At 66.5% G+C, this 15,830-nt stretch carries 17 protein-coding genes and 1 tRNA gene; 7 read left to right on the top strand and 11 right to left on the bottom strand.

Going from position 1 to position 15,830, the window contains the following annotated elements; genetic code table 11:
* Nucleotides 1-3: 3 nt before the first annotated feature.
* A complete protein-coding gene (locus GN331_RS11275) occupies nt 4-768 on the bottom strand; it encodes an alpha/beta fold hydrolase (protein ID WP_156642156.1) in 765 nt (254 codons plus the stop codon).
* Nucleotides 769-895: 127 nt separating this feature from the next.
* The gene (locus GN331_RS11270) at nt 896-1,948 is read right to left on the bottom strand and encodes an NAD(P)H-dependent flavin oxidoreductase (RefSeq protein ID WP_156642154.1); all 1,053 of its coding nucleotides are present in this window, start codon (nt 1,946-1,948) and stop codon (nt 896-898) included.
* Between the two features lie 89 nt (nt 1,949-2,037).
* Between GN331_RS11270 and GN331_RS11265 the strand changes: the two genes are divergently transcribed.
* Together GN331_RS11265 and GN331_RS11260 are read left to right on the top strand one after the other, a co-directional pair.
* Nucleotides 2,038-2,595, top strand: coding sequence for a YaeQ family protein (locus tag GN331_RS11265; protein ID WP_156642153.1), 558 nt, complete (start codon nt 2,038-2,040; stop codon nt 2,593-2,595).
* A gap of 15 nt (nt 2,596-2,610) precedes the next feature.
* Nucleotides 2,611-3,801, top strand: a complete 1,191-nt coding sequence (locus GN331_RS11260) for a BaiN/RdsA family NAD(P)/FAD-dependent oxidoreductase (protein WP_156642151.1) — start codon at nt 2,611-2,613, stop codon at nt 3,799-3,801.
* Nucleotides 3,802-3,844: 43 nt separating this feature from the next.
* On the opposite strand, the gene GN331_RS11255 is transcribed toward GN331_RS11260, so the two are convergent.
* From GN331_RS11255 to GN331_RS11245, 3 genes are all read right to left on the bottom strand, one after another.
* Nucleotides 3,845-4,360 carry an SLOG cluster 4 domain-containing protein gene (locus GN331_RS11255; protein ID WP_156642149.1) on the bottom strand — a complete coding sequence of 172 codons (516 nt, stop codon included), beginning with the start codon at nt 4,358-4,360 and terminating at the stop codon, nt 3,845-3,847.
* The gene (locus GN331_RS11250; protein WP_156642148.1) at nt 4,357-4,785 is read right to left on the bottom strand and encodes an Sbal_3080 family lipoprotein; all 429 of its coding nucleotides are present in this window, start codon (nt 4,783-4,785) and stop codon (nt 4,357-4,359) included. Before GN331_RS11250 ends, GN331_RS11255 begins: the two co-directional genes overlap by 4 nt.
* 64 nt (nt 4,786-4,849) lie before the next feature.
* A tRNA-Ser gene (locus GN331_RS11245) sits at nt 4,850-4,937 on the bottom strand.
* 317 nt (nt 4,938-5,254) lie between these two features.
* On the opposite strand from GN331_RS11245, the gene GN331_RS11240 reads away from it, so the two are divergent.
* Entirely contained in the window at nt 5,255-6,031 is a 777-nt protein-coding gene (locus tag GN331_RS11240; RefSeq protein ID WP_156642147.1) for a hypothetical protein, read from the top strand.
* A gap of 155 nt (nt 6,032-6,186) precedes the next feature.
* Nucleotides 6,187-6,378: a hypothetical protein gene (locus tag GN331_RS11235; RefSeq protein ID WP_156642146.1), complete on the top strand. Its 192-nt coding sequence runs from the start codon at nt 6,187-6,189 to the stop codon at nt 6,376-6,378.
* Between the two features lie 6 nt (nt 6,379-6,384).
* Here GN331_RS11235 and GN331_RS11230 read toward each other — a convergent pair whose 3' ends face one another.
* Complete coding sequence (locus tag GN331_RS11230; RefSeq protein WP_156642145.1) at nt 6,385-7,392, bottom strand: LysR family transcriptional regulator; 1,008 nt, start codon at nt 7,390-7,392, stop codon at nt 6,385-6,387.
* Between the two features lie 127 nt (nt 7,393-7,519).
* On the opposite strand from GN331_RS11230, the gene GN331_RS11225 reads away from it, so the two are divergent.
* Complete coding sequence (locus GN331_RS11225; RefSeq protein WP_156642144.1) at nt 7,520-8,101, top strand: FMN-dependent NADH-azoreductase; 582 nt, start codon at nt 7,520-7,522, stop codon at nt 8,099-8,101.
* A gap of 4 nt (nt 8,102-8,105) precedes the next feature.
* Here GN331_RS11225 and serS read toward each other — a convergent pair whose 3' ends face one another.
* Complete coding sequence (gene serS, locus GN331_RS11220) at nt 8,106-9,395, bottom strand: serine--tRNA ligase (protein ID WP_156642143.1); 1,290 nt, start codon at nt 9,393-9,395, stop codon at nt 8,106-8,108.
* A 94-nt stretch (nt 9,396-9,489) separates the two neighbouring features.
* Here serS and GN331_RS11215 point away from each other — a divergent pair, with 94 nt between their 5' ends.
* Nucleotides 9,490-10,110: an energy transducer TonB gene (locus GN331_RS11215; RefSeq protein WP_231734475.1), complete on the top strand. Its 621-nt coding sequence runs from the start codon at nt 9,490-9,492 to the stop codon at nt 10,108-10,110.
* Between the two features lie 4 nt (nt 10,111-10,114).
* On the opposite strand, the gene aroA is transcribed toward GN331_RS11215, so the two are convergent.
* Genes aroA through serC form a run of 4 tightly spaced genes read right to left on the bottom strand, consistent with a single transcriptional unit; the run spans nt 10,115 to nt 14,733 of the window.
* Complete coding sequence (gene aroA / locus GN331_RS11210; RefSeq protein WP_156642142.1) at nt 10,115-11,431, bottom strand: 3-phosphoshikimate 1-carboxyvinyltransferase; 1,317 nt, start codon at nt 11,429-11,431, stop codon at nt 10,115-10,117.
* Nucleotides 11,428-12,531, bottom strand: coding sequence for a histidinol-phosphate transaminase (hisC, locus tag GN331_RS11205; protein ID WP_156642140.1), 1,104 nt, complete (start codon nt 12,529-12,531; stop codon nt 11,428-11,430). Before hisC ends, aroA begins: the two co-directional genes overlap by 4 nt.
* Nucleotides 12,528-13,655 carry a prephenate dehydratase gene (pheA, locus tag GN331_RS11200; RefSeq protein WP_156642138.1) on the bottom strand — a complete coding sequence of 376 codons (1,128 nt, stop codon included), beginning with the start codon at nt 13,653-13,655 and terminating at the stop codon, nt 12,528-12,530. The genes hisC and pheA overlap by 4 nt, the downstream gene beginning before the upstream one ends.
* Complete coding sequence (gene serC, locus GN331_RS11195) at nt 13,648-14,733, bottom strand: 3-phosphoserine/phosphohydroxythreonine transaminase (protein ID WP_156642136.1); 1,086 nt, start codon at nt 14,731-14,733, stop codon at nt 13,648-13,650. The genes pheA and serC overlap by 8 nt, the downstream gene beginning before the upstream one ends.
* Before the next feature lie 122 nt (nt 14,734-14,855).
* On the opposite strand from serC, the gene msrP reads away from it, so the two are divergent.
* On the top strand, nt 14,856-15,827 hold the full coding sequence (gene msrP / locus GN331_RS11190) for a protein-methionine-sulfoxide reductase catalytic subunit MsrP (protein ID WP_156642134.1): 972 nt from the start codon (nt 14,856-14,858) through the stop codon (nt 15,825-15,827).
* The last annotated feature ends 3 nt before the right edge of the window (nt 15,828-15,830 follow it).

Below are 15,830 nucleotides of genomic sequence, written 5' to 3'. Positions count from 1 at the left end.
GCGCTACTTGACCGAATTCGCCGCGGCGACGATGACGTCGGCGACCGCCTGCGGCTGCGAGACCATCGGCACGTGGCTGCTGTCGAGTTCGGTCGTCGTCGCTTTCATCCGCTTGGCGTAGGCGCGTTCGGCATCGGGCTGGATCATGCGGTCGTTCTTGGCGACGATGTACCAGCTCGGTCGCGTGGCCCACGCGGCCTTCGAGATCTTCGAATCGAACGCTTTCGAATTGATCGGCCCCTGCGTGACGGCGATGAGGTTGGCTTCTTCCGGGCCGACGTCCTGCGCGAAATCCTTCGCCACGGTTTCAGCCGACAAGGTCAGGTAACCATCGGCGCTCGCGATCGGATGCGCCAAACCGGGCGGCGGCGGGTAATTCTTGCCGACATCGCCGCCCGCCTCGCCGGCCTCGGGCGCGAACGCAGCGACGTAGACCAGCGCTTTCACCTTGTCGTGGTTGCCCGCTTCGGTGATGACGGCGCCGCCCCAGGAATGACCGACCAGCACGATGGGGCCGGTTTCTGCATCGAGGACGCGCTTGGTCTGCGCGACATCGTCGGCCAGCGAACTCAGCGGGTTCTGCACCGACACCACATGCAGACCCCTGGCCTGCAGCAGTGGAATGACCTTGTTCCAGGACGAGCCATCAGCGAATGCGCCGTGCACCAGCACGACAGTGGCCTTGGGTTTTGCTTCGGGTTCCGCCGAATGCGCGGACGTGGCGACGACTGCGAGCGCGAGGAAAGCGGACAGGAGCATGCGATTCATGACGGCACCTTGTGTTCACGCTGATGGGGGAAGACATCCGCGCTTCCATCTTCGCTGGCCGTTGCGCAAGAACGCGCTCACCCACTCGGGCGATTGCTGACGCGATGACGTGAGCGAAGCGGCCTTGCTAGCTGCTCAGTTCGGCGATCAACGCGTCCATCAATGCGCGCGTCGACAAGGTGCGCGCGAGCGGCGCGCCCTGCCCGGCCCATTGCGCGCCATAGCCGAATTCGCCAGCGGCATCGGCGATCTTCGCGAGTGCCTTGCCGGCGTCGTAGGCGATCGGATAGTCGGGAATCGCGTCGTCCGGGACGTCTGCGCCGAAACGCGTGAACGCATTCGCGAGGCAACGCGCGGGCCGACCGGAGATCGCGCGCGTCATGCGCGTGTGGTGCGCGGCGTCCGAATGCAGGCGCTTGCGATAGCCCGCGTTCGCCAAGGATTCGTCGGTGTCGATGAAGGCCGTGCCGAGTTGCGCGGCGCACGCGCCGAGCGACAGCGCTGCGCGAATGCCCGCGCCGTCCATGATCCCGCCGGCGGCGATGACGGGGAGCTTGCACTCGCGCACGAGCAAGCGCACCAACGCCATCGCGCCCAGGCGATCATCGTGCGCGTCGGGATCGAACACACCGCGATGTCCACCCGCTTCGTATCCCTGCGCGACGATGGCATCGAGCCCCGCCGCTTCGACCGCACGCGCTTCGGCCAGGCTCGTCGCCGACGCGATCAACACGATCCCGGCCGCTCGCAACGCATCGCGCTGCGCTTGCGTGGGCAGGCCGAAGTGGAAGCTCATCACTTCGGGCCGCGTTTCGATGAGCGCGGCGAGCATCGCGTCATCGACGAGGAAGGAGGTGTAGATCTCGCGCAAGGCAATCGGCGCCTGTGCGTTGAAGCGTCGGAACTCCGGCGCAAGGCGCGTGAGCCAGGCATGCTCCTTCGCGGCGTCCGCGCGCGCGGGCCGGTGCGCGAAGACATTCACGTTGAGCGGCCCGCGATCGAGCGCGCGCGTCGCGGCGATGGCCTCGCGCGCTTGCGTCGCCGACATCGCGCCGACACCGAGCGCCCCGAGTCCACCCGCAGCCGACACCGCGGCCGCCATCGCCGGCGACGACACGCCCGCCATCGGCGACTGGAAGATCGGGACGCGCAGACCCAGCGTTTCGAGCAACGGCGACATCGCGGGACTGTACTGCGCGCCGGGCCCCACCGGCACCGTCACCGGCAAGCCTCTACAATGGGCGTTCCGTTTTCGGAAGCATCCCCGCCATGGCGCCCAAGGCGACCGTGATCAAGGTCGAGCTCCAACTCAGCGACCTCGACCGGCATCACTACGAGACCTACCCGCTCACCCTCGCCCAGCATCCGTCGGAAACGGAGGAGCGGCTGATGGTGCGGCTGGTCGCCTTCGCGCTGTTCGCCAGCGACCGCCTGGAATTCGGGCGGGGCCTGAGCAACGAGGAAGAGCCCGATCTGTGGCGTCGCGACTACACCGGCGACATCGAACAGTGGATCGACCTCGGGCAGCCTGATGAGTCGCGCGTTCGCAAGGCGAGCGGCCGCGCGCGCCAGGTCATCGTCGTCAACTACGCCGGCCGCGCCGCCGATCTGTGGTGGGAAAAGAACGCATCCGGGCTTGCGCGCCTGGGCAACCTCACCGTCATCGACATCGATGGACCGACGGTGGAAGCACTGGCCGCGATGTTCCAACGCAGCATGCAACTCAACGCGATCCTCCAGGATGGCGAGCTGCAACTGATGGGCGATGCCGGCAGCGTCACGCTGCGCGCCCGCACCCGCATGGCACCGGCCGCGAAAGCGGCCTGATCGCGAACGTCGCGCATGAGCGGGCATTTCGACGCCGTGATCGTGGGCGGCGGCGCCGCAGGACTGATGTGCGCGTTGACCGCAGGCCGGCGCGGCAAGCGCGTGCTCGTGGTCGAACACGCCAACCGCGTCGGCAAGAAGATCCTGATGTCCGGCGGTGGCCGCTGCAATTTCACGAACACCGGCGCAACGCCGGCCAACTATCTGTCGGCCAATCCGCACTTCTGCAAATCCGCGTTGGCGCGCTACACGCCGCGGCATTTCATCGACATGGTCGAGCGCCATGGCATCGCGTATCACGAGAAAGAACTCGGGCAACTGTTCTGCGATGTCTCGTCCAAGTTGATCGTGAAGATGCTGTTGGACGAATGTGCGGAAGCCGGCGTGCGCGTGGAGACCAGTTGCAGCATCGAACGCGTGAGCCACGGCGACAGCGACGAAGCGCGGTTCCGCGTGCACACCACGCTCGGGAATTTTTCGGCGCCTGCGCTGGTGGTCGCGTGCGGTGGATTGTCGATCCCGAGCATGGGCGCCACGGGCTTCGGTTACGAACTCGCGCGCCAGTTCGGCCACGCCGTGTTGCCCACGCGCGCGGGCCTCGTACCGCTGACGCTCAGCGGCAAGCACCAGGAACGCCTCGCCGATCTCAGCGGCGTGGCGTTGCCGGTGACCGCGCAATGCAATGGCGTCTCTTTCAGCAATTACATGCTGGTCACGCACCGCGGCGTCAGCGGCCCGGCGATCCTGCAAATCTCTTCGTTCTGGCAACCGGGCGACGAGCTGCGCATCGATCTGTTGCCCGACCAGGACGCACTCGAAGCGCTGCAGCAATGGCAACGCGATCGCCCGGCCGCGGAACTCAAGACCGTGCTCGGCGACGTCATGCCGAAACGTTTCGCGCAACGCCTGTGCGAACACTGGCTGCCCAATCGGCCGATGAAGCAATTCAACGCGCCGCAACTGCGCGAGATCGCGCAGGTGCTCGGTGACTGGGCGCTCGTCGCCAGCGGCACCGAAGGCTATCGCACCGCGGAAGTGACACTGGGCGGCGTCGACACCGACGAGTTGTCCTCGAGCACAATGCAATCCAAACGCATGCCGGGGTTGTACTTCATCGGCGAAGTGGTCGACGTCACCGGCTGGCTCGGGGGTTACAACTTCCAGTGGGCGTGGGCTTCGGGGAGTGCGGCCGGTAACGCGGTGTGATCATGTTCGAACCGTGCGACGCAAGCGCCGCCAGGCGAATCCGCTAACGCACCAATCCGAGCGCGCGTAGCTCCCTCTCCAATTGCGCAATCGAATCCCACGGCAAGATCGGCGCGTTCTGCCGCTCATCCGGCGGATTCGACGGCAACGTATCGGACCAACCCCCACATCCCACGAGCGGCAAAAGCGGGCGCTTGTGCAACCACGCCAGGCACACTTCGGAAATCGTGCCCGCACGTCCGCCGATGACGATGCACGCATCGCCGGAAAGCGCCATCAACAAATTGCGTGCGTCACCCATGCCGCATGGAATCACGACGGTAGCGGGCCAGTCCGGGGGCGGCATTGCATCGGGCGGAACGATGCTGACGACCAGACCGCCTGCGTCGATGGCGCGCTCGGCGGCGACGCGCGTCGCAGGACTACCGCAACCGCTCACGAGCGTGATCCCGAGGCGCGCCAGCAACGCGCCCGCTTCGCTCGCGAGCGCGTAGGCGTCGGATCCGGGTTCGGCGCTGCCGAGAACGCAGACCTGGGGGCGTCGGTGCGACTGGTTCAAGAGCCCGTGCCGCCAAGGAGTTCGTCGATGACGGGATCCATCTTGGCCTTCGTTCCTTGCCACTTGGTTAGCGCGAAACCACCCTTGCCGCGGAGGTGATAGTCGGCCGCGCCGATTTGTCGACCCTCACGCCAAAGGCGAAGCTCTGCGTGCGAAAGATAAGGCTTGAAGTCCCAGGATCGGAGCGCCGTGTACGTCAACGTCACCGGGCACTGCTTTGCGCCGTCGGCATCCACGACCGTCGTCGCGATTCCATGACGATCGAATCCATCTCGAAGCACCGGAACAAAGTCGTCGACGATGACCGCCGGGTTGTTCTGGATGCAGACCTCTTTGATGTTGGCGACGCTTTCAACTGGACGTACATTCGTTGACGTGCACGCCGCAAGCAACAGCGCGCACGACGCCGCTGGAACGCTTTTCATTGGACACCCCCTGTCCTTCGCTATACGGCGGCACCGGCGCGAATCGGTCAGAGGTCTGCGCGAGTGGCGGAAGGGGTGGGATTCGAACCCACGGATGGTTTCCCATCGGCGGTTTTCAAGACCGCTGCAATCGACCACTCTGCCACCCTTCCACGAACATCAAAACGCTAGCACGCATCGACCGGAACCCACGGGAGTGGGATTGCTCGGCCCTTCCATGGGCCTCGCCCCTCCGCGCTGCGCGCTCCGGGGCCAGCCTTCGGCTGTCCGAATTCGCTCCCGGCGAATTCGTCGAACCCACGGTCGTGTCTCCACGACGCCGGTTTTCAAGACCGGTGCCTTAAACCGCTCGGCCATCCCTCCGTGCACGACACTTTAACGGCTGTCGCTGAACGGGCCAAATGGCCCTTCATCCGGGCTCGGCGCGTTGTCTGGCTAACATTCGCCGGCAGTCCTGGAGCCGACCCCGATGCCGACCGCCTCGCCCGTGCCCCTCCTCTGGACCGGCGGATGGGATTCCACCTATCGCGCGCTCGTCGTGCTGCTCGATCTGCGCGCGACGGTGCAGCCGTGGTACCTGTTCGACGGCAAGCGTGCGTCGGCGCAGATGGAATCGCAGGCGATGGACCGCGTGCGCGCATGGTTGGCCGAGCACCACCCCGCCACGCAGGACGCCTTGCTGCCCACGCGCGTGGTGCGCCTGGAAGAAGTCGGGCCCGATCCGCGGATCGAACACGCGTTCTCGCAAGTGCTGCGCCTGCGCGGCATCGGCGATCAGTACGCGTTCCTCGCGCGCTTCGTGAAGCAGTTCGGCGTGCAGGGCGTCGAGCTCTCGCTCGAAAAGACGGCTCACGGTGCGCACGGCGTGATCCAGGATTACGTCGGGCCCGCGCGCGACGTGCATGGGCACGACACCTATCGCGTGAAAGACGAATGCCTCGACACACCGATCGGCACGATCTTCGGCGGATTTTCGCTACCGTTGTTCAACACCGAAAAACTGGACACCGTCGCGCACATCGAGCATCGCGGTTGGAACGATGTCATGGCGATGACGTGGTTCTGTCACACGCCCGCGCAGGATGGACAGCCTTGCGGCTTCTGCAATCCATGCCAATACGCGATCCAGGATGGCTTCGCGTGGCGGATTCCGGAGAAGCGACGCGCGTTGTCGAAACTCTACGGCAGGACATTGCAACCACTGCGCGGAAAGACTCGACAATTGCTGCGTAGGCTCAGGGCCTAAAGCGGACACGGCGCGCCCGTAATTTGCTCACCGTGACGGGGGATTCGCAAACCTCACGAACCTCGCGGACGATGCGGCACTTTCGCCAAACGACTACGGCCGCTTTCATGTCGTCGACTTTGCTCAACGTTTATCGGTGCTATCAGGGGCACTACATGCTGCAGCGCGGACCGGTCATCGATACGGTGCGCGGAACACGCGTGCACTGGCTCGGCGTACTCGAGCCCGATGTTCTCGATCCAACGTTGCGACATCGCGTCGAGCACGAACTGGAAGCGCGCGCGTTCGCGTTGCTGACGGCGGCGCAGTTCTACGATCCGAACCGCGGCCGCCATCAGATGCACTGAAGGGCGTCAGCCCTGCGGCGCGACGGTCACCGCGGCGGGCTTGCGACGCTCCACCTGCGGCATCGCGTGCTTGTCGGTGCCCGGCGGGCAATTGCGGCAATGCAGGCGCGACTCTTCGATCAGCGCGGGCATGCGTTCGGCGAGGAAGTCGATCAGCGCACGCACCGCGGGCAACAACCCACGACGCGACGCGAACACCAGGTGCGCGATGCCCTGCGGCAGGCGCCATTCGGGCAGCACCACTTCCAGCTCGCCATTGCGGATCGCATCGGCGCACACGGTTTCGGGCAGCATCGTGATGCCGATGCCCTGGCGCGCGAGCGCCATCAACATCGGGAAATCGAAACCCGCCAGGCGCGGCTTGAGATCGACGCGGCGCATGTCGCCGTTCGCATCCTGCAGGTCCCAACGCTGGCGCGCCTCGTCCTCGTTCATGCTGAGCGTGACGTGGTCCTTCAGTTCGTCGGGATCCTTCGGGCGGCCCATGCGATCGAGATAACCGGGGCTGGCCACCAGCAATTCCTGGATCTGGCCGAACGTGCGCATCACCAGGCTGCCGTCGTCGTCGAGCTTGTTGCGCACGCGCATCGCAAGATCGAAGCCTTCGTTGATCACGTCCACGCGGCGATTGCTCACGTGCAGTTGCACGCGCACCTGCGGGTACTTGGCGAGGAACTCGGGCATCAGCCGCGGAATCATTTCCTGCGCGAAGCTCACCGGCACGCTCATGCGAATGGTGCCGCGCGGCTCCGAACTCAGCCGGTCGACCACTTCGCGCGCGGCCTTGGCCTCTTCCAGCATCGTCTGCGCGTGGCGATGCACTGCGCTGCCGACGTCGGTGACGGCGAAGCGGCGCGTCGAACGCTGAAGCAAGCGAACGCCCAGCTCGTTCTCCAGCGCGCTGATGCGGCGGCTCAGGCGGGACTTGGGAATGCCCAGGGCGCGCTCGGCCGCCGCGAAGCCGCCGTTGTCGACCACGGCGGAGAAGTAATAGAGATCGTTGAGATCCTGCATGACGGGCTCCGGACTATTGCCACTATTGCAACGATGCGTGGCATTGGACCATCTTTATCCCACTGATGCAACGGCCTAGAGTTCGCCCCAACGCAGCAGACCCGCTGCCCGGACTTGAGGCCTAGCCATGAAACTCCTCCATCTCGACACCAGCGCCCTGGGCGCAAACTCCGTGACCCGCGAGCTGAGTGCGGCAATTGTCGCGCGTTGGCAGGCTGCCGTGCCGGGTCTGACGGTCGAATATCGCGATCTCGACACCCATCCGCTCCCCCACCTCACCGGTGCGGTGCTCAGCGGTACCGACGCGGCCGCCAAGGCCGAGGGCGACGCGATCATGGACCAGTTCCTGGCCAGCGACGTCATCGTGATCGGCGCGCCGATGTACAACTTCGGCATCCCCTCGACGCTGAAGGCGTGGATCGACCGCGTCGCGGTGGCCGGCAAGACGTTCCATTACACCGAGAACGGGCCCGAAGGCCTGGCGACGGGCAAGAAGTTGATCGTGGCCAGCGGCCGCGGCGGCATCTACGGCGACAGCAGCCCGGCCGATTTCCAGGAAGCCTACCTGCGCCACACGCTCGGGTTCCTGGGTGTCACGGACGTCGAGTTCGTCCGCGCCGAAGGCGTGGCGTATTCGCCGCAGCATCGCACCGATGCGATGGCCGGCGCGCACGCTTCGATTTCGGAGCCCGTCGCGGAAGCCGCGTAAACGATCAGCGGATCGTTTCAGCGCCACCCATGTAAGGACGCAAGGCCGCCGGCACCGTAATGGTGCCGTCGGCGTTTTGGAAGTTCTCCATCACCGCGATCAACGCGCGGCCGACCGCAACGCCGGAGCCGTTGAGCGTGTGCACGGGTTCGGGCTTGCCCGTCGCCGGATTGCGCCAACGCGCCTGCATGCGGCGCGCCTGGAAGGCGTCGCAGTTGGAACACGACGAGATCTCGCGAAACGTGTCCTGCGACGGCAACCAGACTTCCAGGTCGAAGGTCTTCGCGGCACCGAACCCCATGTCGCCGGTGCACAGCAGCACGCGGCGATACGGCAGGCCGAGTTTTTCCAGCACGACTTCCGCCGAACGCGTCATGCGCTCGTGTTCGTCCGCTGACTCCGACGGACGCGCGATCGACACCAGCTCCACCTTTTCGAACTGATGCTGGCGGATCATGCCGCGCGTGTCGCGGCCGTGGCTGCCGGCTTCGGCGCGGAAGCACATCGAATGCGCGGTCATCCGCAGTGGCAGGCGCGTGTCGTCGACGATCACGTCGCGCACGATGTTGGTCAGCGGCACTTCGGAGGTCGGGATCAGGTAACGCCGGCTGCCCGGTTCGTCGCCGCCGATCGCGGTGGCGAACAGGTCGTCCTCGAACTTCGGCAATTGCCCGGTGCCGCGCATCGATTCGGCGTTGACGAGCAGCGGCACATTGGTTTCTTCGTAGCCGTGTTCGGTCGTGTGCAGGTCGACCATGAACTGCGCGAGCGCGCGATGCAGGCGCGCCAGTTGCCCGCGCAGCACGGTGAAGCGCGCGCCGCTGAGTTTCGCGGCGGTGTCGCCGTCGAGCCAGCCGTTGCGCTCGCCGAGCTGCACGTGGTCCTTCACTTCGAAATCGAACGCACGCGGCGTGCCCCAGCGATGCTGCTCGACGTTCTGCGTTTCGTCGTTGCCCTGCGGCACGTCGTCGTAGGGAATGTTGGGAATGCCGAGCGTGATGGCATCGAGCTCGCCGCGGATGCGCTCGAGTTCGACTTCCGAGGCCTTGAGCTCGTCGCCGAAGGACGCGACTTCCGCCATCAGCGCCGCGACATCCTCGCCTTTCGCCTTCGCCTGCCCGATCGCCTTGCTGCGCGTGTTGCGCAGGTTCTGCAATTCCTGCGTGCGCACCTGCAGGCGCTTGCGGTCGGCCTCGAGCGACTCGATGGCCTCCACCGGCAAGTCGAAGCCGCGGGAACGGAGCTTGGCCGCGAGTTCGGCGGTCTGGGTGCGCAGCAGGTGGGGGTCGAGCATGGGGCGCCACGTTTCGATACGGGGGCTGAATTATGCGGCCTCCAAGCGCGCTTGCCGACCGGCTCGGCCGTAACGACGTGACAGAATCGGCCGCATGTCGAGCCATTCCTCCTCTTTCGCGGCGCGCCTGGCCGCCTGGCGCCCCACGCAGCGCGGCCTTGCGATGATCGCCGCGGCCGTTCTCGTCGGCCTGGTCCTGTTCCTCATCGTGTGGTCGGGCCAGCGCAGCAACGCGCCCGCGCCGGTGCGCGCCACCGCCGATCGCCCGGATTTCGCACCGCTTCCCGCGCCGATGGCGGGCAACGCCGACGGCGCGAGCGGCATGGAAGAACCCGACGAAGAAGCGCTCGCCGAACGACCGCGCCTGGAAGAAGCGCCGCGCCGTGAAGCCCCGCCCGCGCCGGCGCCGGTCGCGCCTGCGCCCACGGCGCCGCCTGCGATGGCGGATAGCGCGAGCCCGTCGCCCATCTCGCGTCCGCCGCCGCGCTATCCCTCGCGTGCGTTGCGCATGCGCGAAACCGGCACGGTGCGCGTGTTGGTCGCCGTCGGCGCCGATGGCGTGCCGACCGATGTCAGCGTCGAAAGCAGCAGCCAGTCGCGCGACCTGGATCGCGCGGCGCTGGAAGCGGTTCGCAAATGGCGCTTCCGTCCCGCGCAGCGTGGCGGGCAGCCCGTCGCAGGCTCGGTGGTCGTGCCGATCGAATTTCGTCTGTAACGGGTCAGCTTTCGCGCAGCGCGAACCCCGTGCTGCGCGCCAGTGAATCGAATGCGGGGAACGAGGTCGCGACATTCGCGGTGTCGCACACCTGCACCTCGCCGTCGCACACCTGCCCCGCGATCGCGAAGGCCATCGCCACGCGATGATCGCCATGCGAAGCGACATGGCCGCCGCGCAACGGGCCGCCATGGATCGCCGCGCCGTCTTCGGTTTCTTCCACCGCGATGCCGAGCGAACGCAAGCCGCTCGCCATCGTCGCGATGCGGTCGGATTCCTTGACGCGCAACTCCGCCGCGCCACGCACGCGGGTCGTGCCTGAGGCGCAGGCCGCGGCAACGAACAACGCGGGAAACTCATCGATCATGTCGGGCACCGCGTCCACGGGCACGTCGATGCCGTGCAGCGGCGCATAACGCACGTGCAGGTCCGCGACCGCTTCGCCGCCCTGCTCGCCCATCGCTTCGATGTCGACGTGCGCACCCATCGCACGCAGCACGCGCAGCAAGCCCGTGCGGCGCGGATTCATGCCCACGCGGCGCAGCACGATGTCGGAACCGGGAATCACGCACGCGGCGACCAGGAAGAACGCCGCAGACGAGAAATCCGCCGGCACCGACACATCCGTCGCGCGCAGGCGATGCCCGCCCGAAAGCCGCGCGACGCCCGGCGAAAACTCGATCGGCCAACCGAAGGCGCGCAACATCCGCTCGGTGTAATCGCGCGTGGGATGCGGTTCGCGCACTTCGGTATCGCCCTTCGCATGCAGGCCCGCGAGCAGCACGGCGGACTTCACCTGCGCGCTCGCGATATCGGACGCGTAGGAGATACCGCGCAACGATTTGCCGCCCGCGATCTTCAGCGGCGGGAATCCATCGTGCGCGGCGATCGAAGCGCCCATGCGCGCGAGCGGATCGAGTACGCGCCGCATCGGCCGCCGCGACAGCGAGCCATCGCCGATCAGCACGCTGTCGAAGCGTTGACCGGACAGCAGCCCCGCCAGCAATCGCATGCCCGTTCCCGCGTTGCCGCAGTCGAGCGGGTGCGTCGGCGCCTGCAGGCCGTCGAGGCCCACGCCGTGCACGATGCGCGTGCTGGCGCCGGGGACTTCGATGCGCACGCCGAGCTTTTCGAAGATCCGCGCCGTCGCGAGCGTGTCTTCGCCTTCGAGGAAGCCTTCGATGCGCGAGGTGCCATCGGCGATGGCGGCCAGCATGATCGCGCGATGCGACACCGACTTGTCGCCGGGCACATGGACTTCGCCGCGCAGCGGACCACCGGGCGATGCGACCCAGGCTTCGCGCGGTTCGGCAGCGATCATGCGAGTGCGTCCAGTGCGTCGAGGAAGCGGCGGTTCTCGTTGCGATCGCCGACCGTGATGCGCAGGCAATCGCCCAGGCCGTAGCCGATCATCGGGCGCGGAATCACGCCGCGATCGAGCAGGCCCGCTTCGATGGCCGCGGTCCGCGCGCCGAATTCGACGAGCAGGAAATTGGTTTGCGAGGGATGCACGAACCAGCCGCGCGAGCGCAACGCATCGGCGAGCCGCGCGCGTTCTTCCGCGTTGCGCGCAAGGCCCCATTGCAGGTGTTCGACATCGCCGAGCGCCGCTTCGGCCGCCGCAAGGCCCATGCAATTGACGTTGAAGCTTTCGCGCACGCGTTCGATCACGGCGATCAGGCCCGGATGTGCGACGGCGAATCCAACCCGCAATCCCGCCAGCGCATACGCCTTGCTGAAGGTGCGGGTGACGATCAGGTTGGGATGGTGCGCCAGCAGCGACAGCGCCGATTCTCCACCCTCCACGAATTCCGCGTAGGCCTCGTCGACGACGACCAACACCTCGGGCGGCAGCTTCCGCAGGAAATTCGCCAGCGTGTCGATCGTGAAATGCGTGCCGGTCGGATTGTTCGGATTGGCCAGGTACACGAGCTTGGTCCGCGGACCGACGGCTTCTGCAATCGCATCGAGGTCGTGCCCGCGCGGCATCGTCGCGTGTTCGCGCGGCAATGCCGGCGCCGCACGCAGCGTCGCTCCCGCGGCCTGCGTCGCGATCGCATACACCGCAAACCCGTACTGCGAGGCCACCACTTCATCGCCCGGCCCCGCGAACACCTGCGCGAATTGCATCAGCAATTCATGCGAGCCATTGCCGAGGATCAATTGCTCGACCGCGAGCCCGTGCTTCTGCGCGAGCGCACGCTTGAGATCGCCGCCCAGCGGATCGGGATAGCGATGGATCGCATGCAATTGATCGAGCACCGCCGCGCGCGCGGCCGGTGAAGCGCCCCAGGGATTCTCGTTCGATCCGAGCTCCACGAGCGACGGCCCGACGCGGCGACGCCACGCGACCAGATCGTGCCCCGGATCGTAGGCGCGCAAGCCCTGCAGCGCCGGCACCGCGAGGCGATCGAAGTTCACGGCACGGCCACCGGATACGAACCGAGCACGGTCACGTTTTCCGCGAAGTCGGCAAGGTCGGCCAGCGCCTCGCTCAGCGGCGCTTCGGTCACGTGCCCGCCCACGTCGATGAAGAAGGCGTATTGCCACAGCCCCGTATGCGCGGGCCGCGATTCGATGCGGTTCATGCTCACGCCGCGGCGCGACAGCGGTTCGAGCACGCGGAACAACGCACCGGGCTGGTTGCGCACGAACACCATCAGCGAGGTGCGATCGTTGCCCGACGGCGGGAACATGCTGCGGCCGATCACCAAGAAGCGCGTCGTATTGTCGGGCCGGTCTTCGATGGGGCCGGCGACGATCTTCAAACCGTACACGTGCGCCGCGTTCTCGCCGGCGATGGCCGCCGCGTCGTCCGCGTTGCGCGCGCGGCGCGCGGCCTCGGCATTGCTGGCCACCGGCAGCTTTTCCGCATCGGGCACGTGCTGGCGCAGCCATGCACGGCATTGCGCGAGCGACAGCGCGTGCGAATACACGCGCTCGATGTCTTCGATATGGCCCGTGCGCGAGAGCAGGTACTGATGCACGCGCAACTCGACTTCACCGCAGATCTTCAGCGGCGAGGTGAGGAACAGATCGAGCGTCGACTGGATCGTGCCCTGCCCCGAGTTCTCGACCGGCACGACACCGAAATCCGCATGCCCGGCGGCCACTTCGTCGAACACTTCCTCCACGCTGGCGAGCGGCAAGCCCTTCGCCGAATGCCCGAAGTGCTTCTGCACGGCCTGCTGCGAGAACGTGCCTTCCGGCCCGAGATAACCGATCTTCAAGGGTTCCTGCTGCGCCAGGCACGCCGACATGATTTCGCGGAACAAACGCACCAGCACGTCGTCGGCCAGCGGCCCGTCGTTGCGATCGACCACACCGCGCAACACCATCGCTTCGCGCTCGGGCCGGTAGTAATCCACCGCCGCCGCGAGCTTGCCCTTCGCCTTGCCCACCTGCCGCGCGAACTGCGCGCGCTCGGCGATCAGCGCCTGGATCTGTCGATCGATCCCGTCGATCTGCGTGCGCACCGCGACCAGATCCAGCGGCGCTGCATCACCCGAGGGAGGCGGCGGAGGTGCTTTGGTTTTCTTAGCCATGGCGGCCAGCGAAATCCCGCATGAAATCCGCCAGCGCCTGCACGCCGGCCTCCGGCATCGCGTTGTAGATCGACGCACGCATGCCGCCGACGGCGCGATGCCCCTTCAGCGCGAGCAGGCCCGCGTCCTTCGATTCGGCGAGGAAGGCCTTCTCCAGCGCTTCGTCGCGCAGGAAGAACGGCACGTTCATGCGCGAACGCACGGACGCCTCGACTTCGTTGCGATAGAAGCCGTTGGAGCCGTCGATCGCCGCGTACAACAGCTGTGCCTTGCGCGCATTGCGTTGGGCGAACGCTTCCACGCCGCCCTCGTCCAGCATCCACTGCACGTTGAGGCCGAGCATGTACCAGTTCCACGTCGGCGGCGTGTTGAGCATCGACTCGGCCTTGAGCTGCGAGCGATAGTCGAAGATGTCGGCGCGCGGCTGGCCGTCGCGTTCGAGCAGGTCGCGCCGCACGATGGTCACGCTGATGCCCACCGGGCCGAGGTTCTTCTGCGCGCCGGCGTAGATGATCCCGAACTTCGAGATATCCACCGGCTCGCTGGCGATCGAGGAGCTGAAGTCGGCGACCAGCGGAATCTCGCCGGTGTCGGGGATGTCGCGGAACTCGACGCCGTGGATGGTCTCGTTCGCCGTGATGTGCACGTAGGCCGAGTCGGCGGCGAATTGCCAGGTGTCGCGCGCGGGGATCGAGCGGAAATTGTCGGCTTCGCTGGTCGCCGACACATGCGTGGCCACGTACGGCTTGGCCTGCTTCAGCGCGGTCTTGCCCCAATGGCCGGTCAGCACGTAGTCGGCCGGCTGCCCGGGCGCGGCGAAGTTCAGCGGGATCAGGGCCTGCTGCGTCGTCGCGCCGCCCTGGGTGAACAGCACCGCGTAGTCATCGGGGATCGACAGCAGCGTGCGCAGCGCCCCTTCGGCGGCCGCGGCCACTTCCATGAACTCGGGGCCGCGATGGCTGATCTCGACGATGGACGCCCCGGCGTCGCGCCATTCCAGCATTTCCGATTGCGCCTTGCGCAACACCGGTTCGGGAAGCGTGGCGGGACCGGCACTGAAATTCCAGGCACGTGGCATTGGGCGTCGTCGATGTGGGTTGCCGGCAGTATGCAACACCGAAATTGGAGCCGACACTCGGCCATCGCATCCGCTCGACGCTTTCAGGCGTAACTGTTGTGTCCGTCCCCGAGGAGCCTTCCATGTCCCTGCGCGACGCCTTGCGCATCCCCGCATCGCAGATCACCGACGAAGCGGTCTACCTCGATCGCCGTCGCTTGCTTGCTGCCTTCGCCGCGAGCCCCGCGCTGGCCTTGGCCGGATGCAGTGAAGCCGCGCCTCCGCCGCCGCCGTCGAAGGTGACGATCACGCCTGAGCAGGCGAAGTCGGGCTTTCGCACCAACGAGGAACGCACGCGTTACGAGGACGTGACCTCGTACAACAACTTCTACGAGTTCGGCAGCGGCAAGGCCGATCCGTCGCAGGCGCGCAAGACGCTGCGCACCAAGCCGTGGCGCGTGCTCGTCGATGGCGAATGCGCGAAGCCCGGCAACCTCGAACTCGGCGATTTGCTCAAGGGCCTCAAACCCGAGGAGCGCGTGTACCGCCTGCGGTGCGTGGAAGGCTGGTCGATGGTGATCCCGTGGCTCGGCGTACCGCTGGCTTCGGTGCTCAAGCGCTTCCAGCCGACGTCGAAGGCCAAGTACGTCGCCTTCGTCACCCTCGGCGATGCATCGCAGATGCCGGGCATTCGCTCGGCGATCCTCGACTGGCCGTATCGCGAAGGCCTGCGCATCGATGAAGCGATGCATCCCCTCGCCTTCCTGGCCACCGGGCTCTACGGCAAGCCGCTGCCGCAGCAGAACGGCGCGCCGCTGCGGCTGGTCGTGCCGTGGAAGTACGGGTTCAAGAGCATCAAGTCGATAGTGCGCATCGAGTTCGTCGAGAAAATGCCGGAAACGGCGTGGCACGCGTTGCAACCGCAGGAGTACGGGTTCTTCTCCAACGTCAATCCGGCGGTCGACCATCCGCGCTGGAGCCAGAAGACCGAGCGCCGCATCGCGGGCACGGCGAGCAAGTTGTTCGCCGATCGCATTCCGACGAAGCCGTTCAATGGTTACGGGCCGCAGGTGGCTTCGCTGTATGCAGGCATGGATTTGAGGAAGTGGTTTTGAGGG

The sequence above is a fragment of the Noviluteimonas gilva genome, from assembly GCF_009740395.1.
In the GTDB taxonomy this organism is placed as follows: domain Bacteria; phylum Pseudomonadota; class Gammaproteobacteria; order Xanthomonadales; family Xanthomonadaceae; genus Noviluteimonas; species Noviluteimonas gilva.
The sequence above is the reverse complement of the archived record's forward strand: the minus strand, read 5'-3'. Positions and strand labels throughout refer to the sequence as shown.

Excerpts from the sequence above, each read along its gene's own strand:
- GN331_RS11230 (WP_156642145.1), bottom strand. The coding sequence starts at position 7,392 with ATGCAGGATCTCAACGATCTCTATTACTTCTCCGCCGTGGTCGACAAC.
- GN331_RS11225 (WP_156642144.1), top strand. The coding sequence starts at position 7,520 with ATGAAACTCCTCCATCTCGACACCAGCGCCCTGGGCGCAAACTCCGTG.
- serS (WP_156642143.1), bottom strand. The coding sequence starts at position 9,395 with ATGCTCGACCCCCACCTGCTGCGCACCCAGACCGCCGAACTCGCGGCC.
- pheA (WP_156642138.1), bottom strand. The coding sequence starts at position 13,655 with ATGGCTAAGAAAACCAAAGCACCTCCGCCGCCTCCCTCGGGTGATGCA.
- GN331_RS11235 (WP_156642146.1), top strand. The coding sequence starts at position 6,187 with ATGCTGCAGCGCGGACCGGTCATCGATACGGTGCGCGGAACACGCGTG.
- GN331_RS11250 (WP_156642148.1), bottom strand. The coding sequence starts at position 4,785 with ATGAAAAGCGTTCCAGCGGCGTCGTGCGCGCTGTTGCTTGCGGCGTGC.
- GN331_RS11240 (WP_156642147.1), top strand. The coding sequence starts at position 5,255 with ATGCCGACCGCCTCGCCCGTGCCCCTCCTCTGGACCGGCGGATGGGAT.
- GN331_RS11275 (WP_156642156.1), bottom strand. The coding sequence starts at position 768 with ATGAATCGCATGCTCCTGTCCGCTTTCCTCGCGCTCGCAGTCGTCGCC.
- GN331_RS11260 (WP_156642151.1), top strand. The coding sequence starts at position 2,611 with ATGAGCGGGCATTTCGACGCCGTGATCGTGGGCGGCGGCGCCGCAGGA.
- aroA (WP_156642142.1), bottom strand. The coding sequence starts at position 11,431 with ATGATCGCTGCCGAACCGCGCGAAGCCTGGGTCGCATCGCCCGGTGGT.
- serC (WP_156642136.1), bottom strand. The coding sequence starts at position 14,733 with ATGCCACGTGCCTGGAATTTCAGTGCCGGTCCCGCCACGCTTCCCGAA.
- GN331_RS11215 (WP_231734475.1), top strand. The coding sequence starts at position 9,490 with ATGTCGAGCCATTCCTCCTCTTTCGCGGCGCGCCTGGCCGCCTGGCGC.
- GN331_RS11265 (WP_156642153.1), top strand. The coding sequence starts at position 2,038 with ATGGCGCCCAAGGCGACCGTGATCAAGGTCGAGCTCCAACTCAGCGAC.
- GN331_RS11270 (WP_156642154.1), bottom strand. The coding sequence starts at position 1,948 with ATGTCGCCGTTGCTCGAAACGCTGGGTCTGCGCGTCCCGATCTTCCAG.
- msrP (WP_156642134.1), top strand. The coding sequence starts at position 14,856 with ATGTCCCTGCGCGACGCCTTGCGCATCCCCGCATCGCAGATCACCGAC.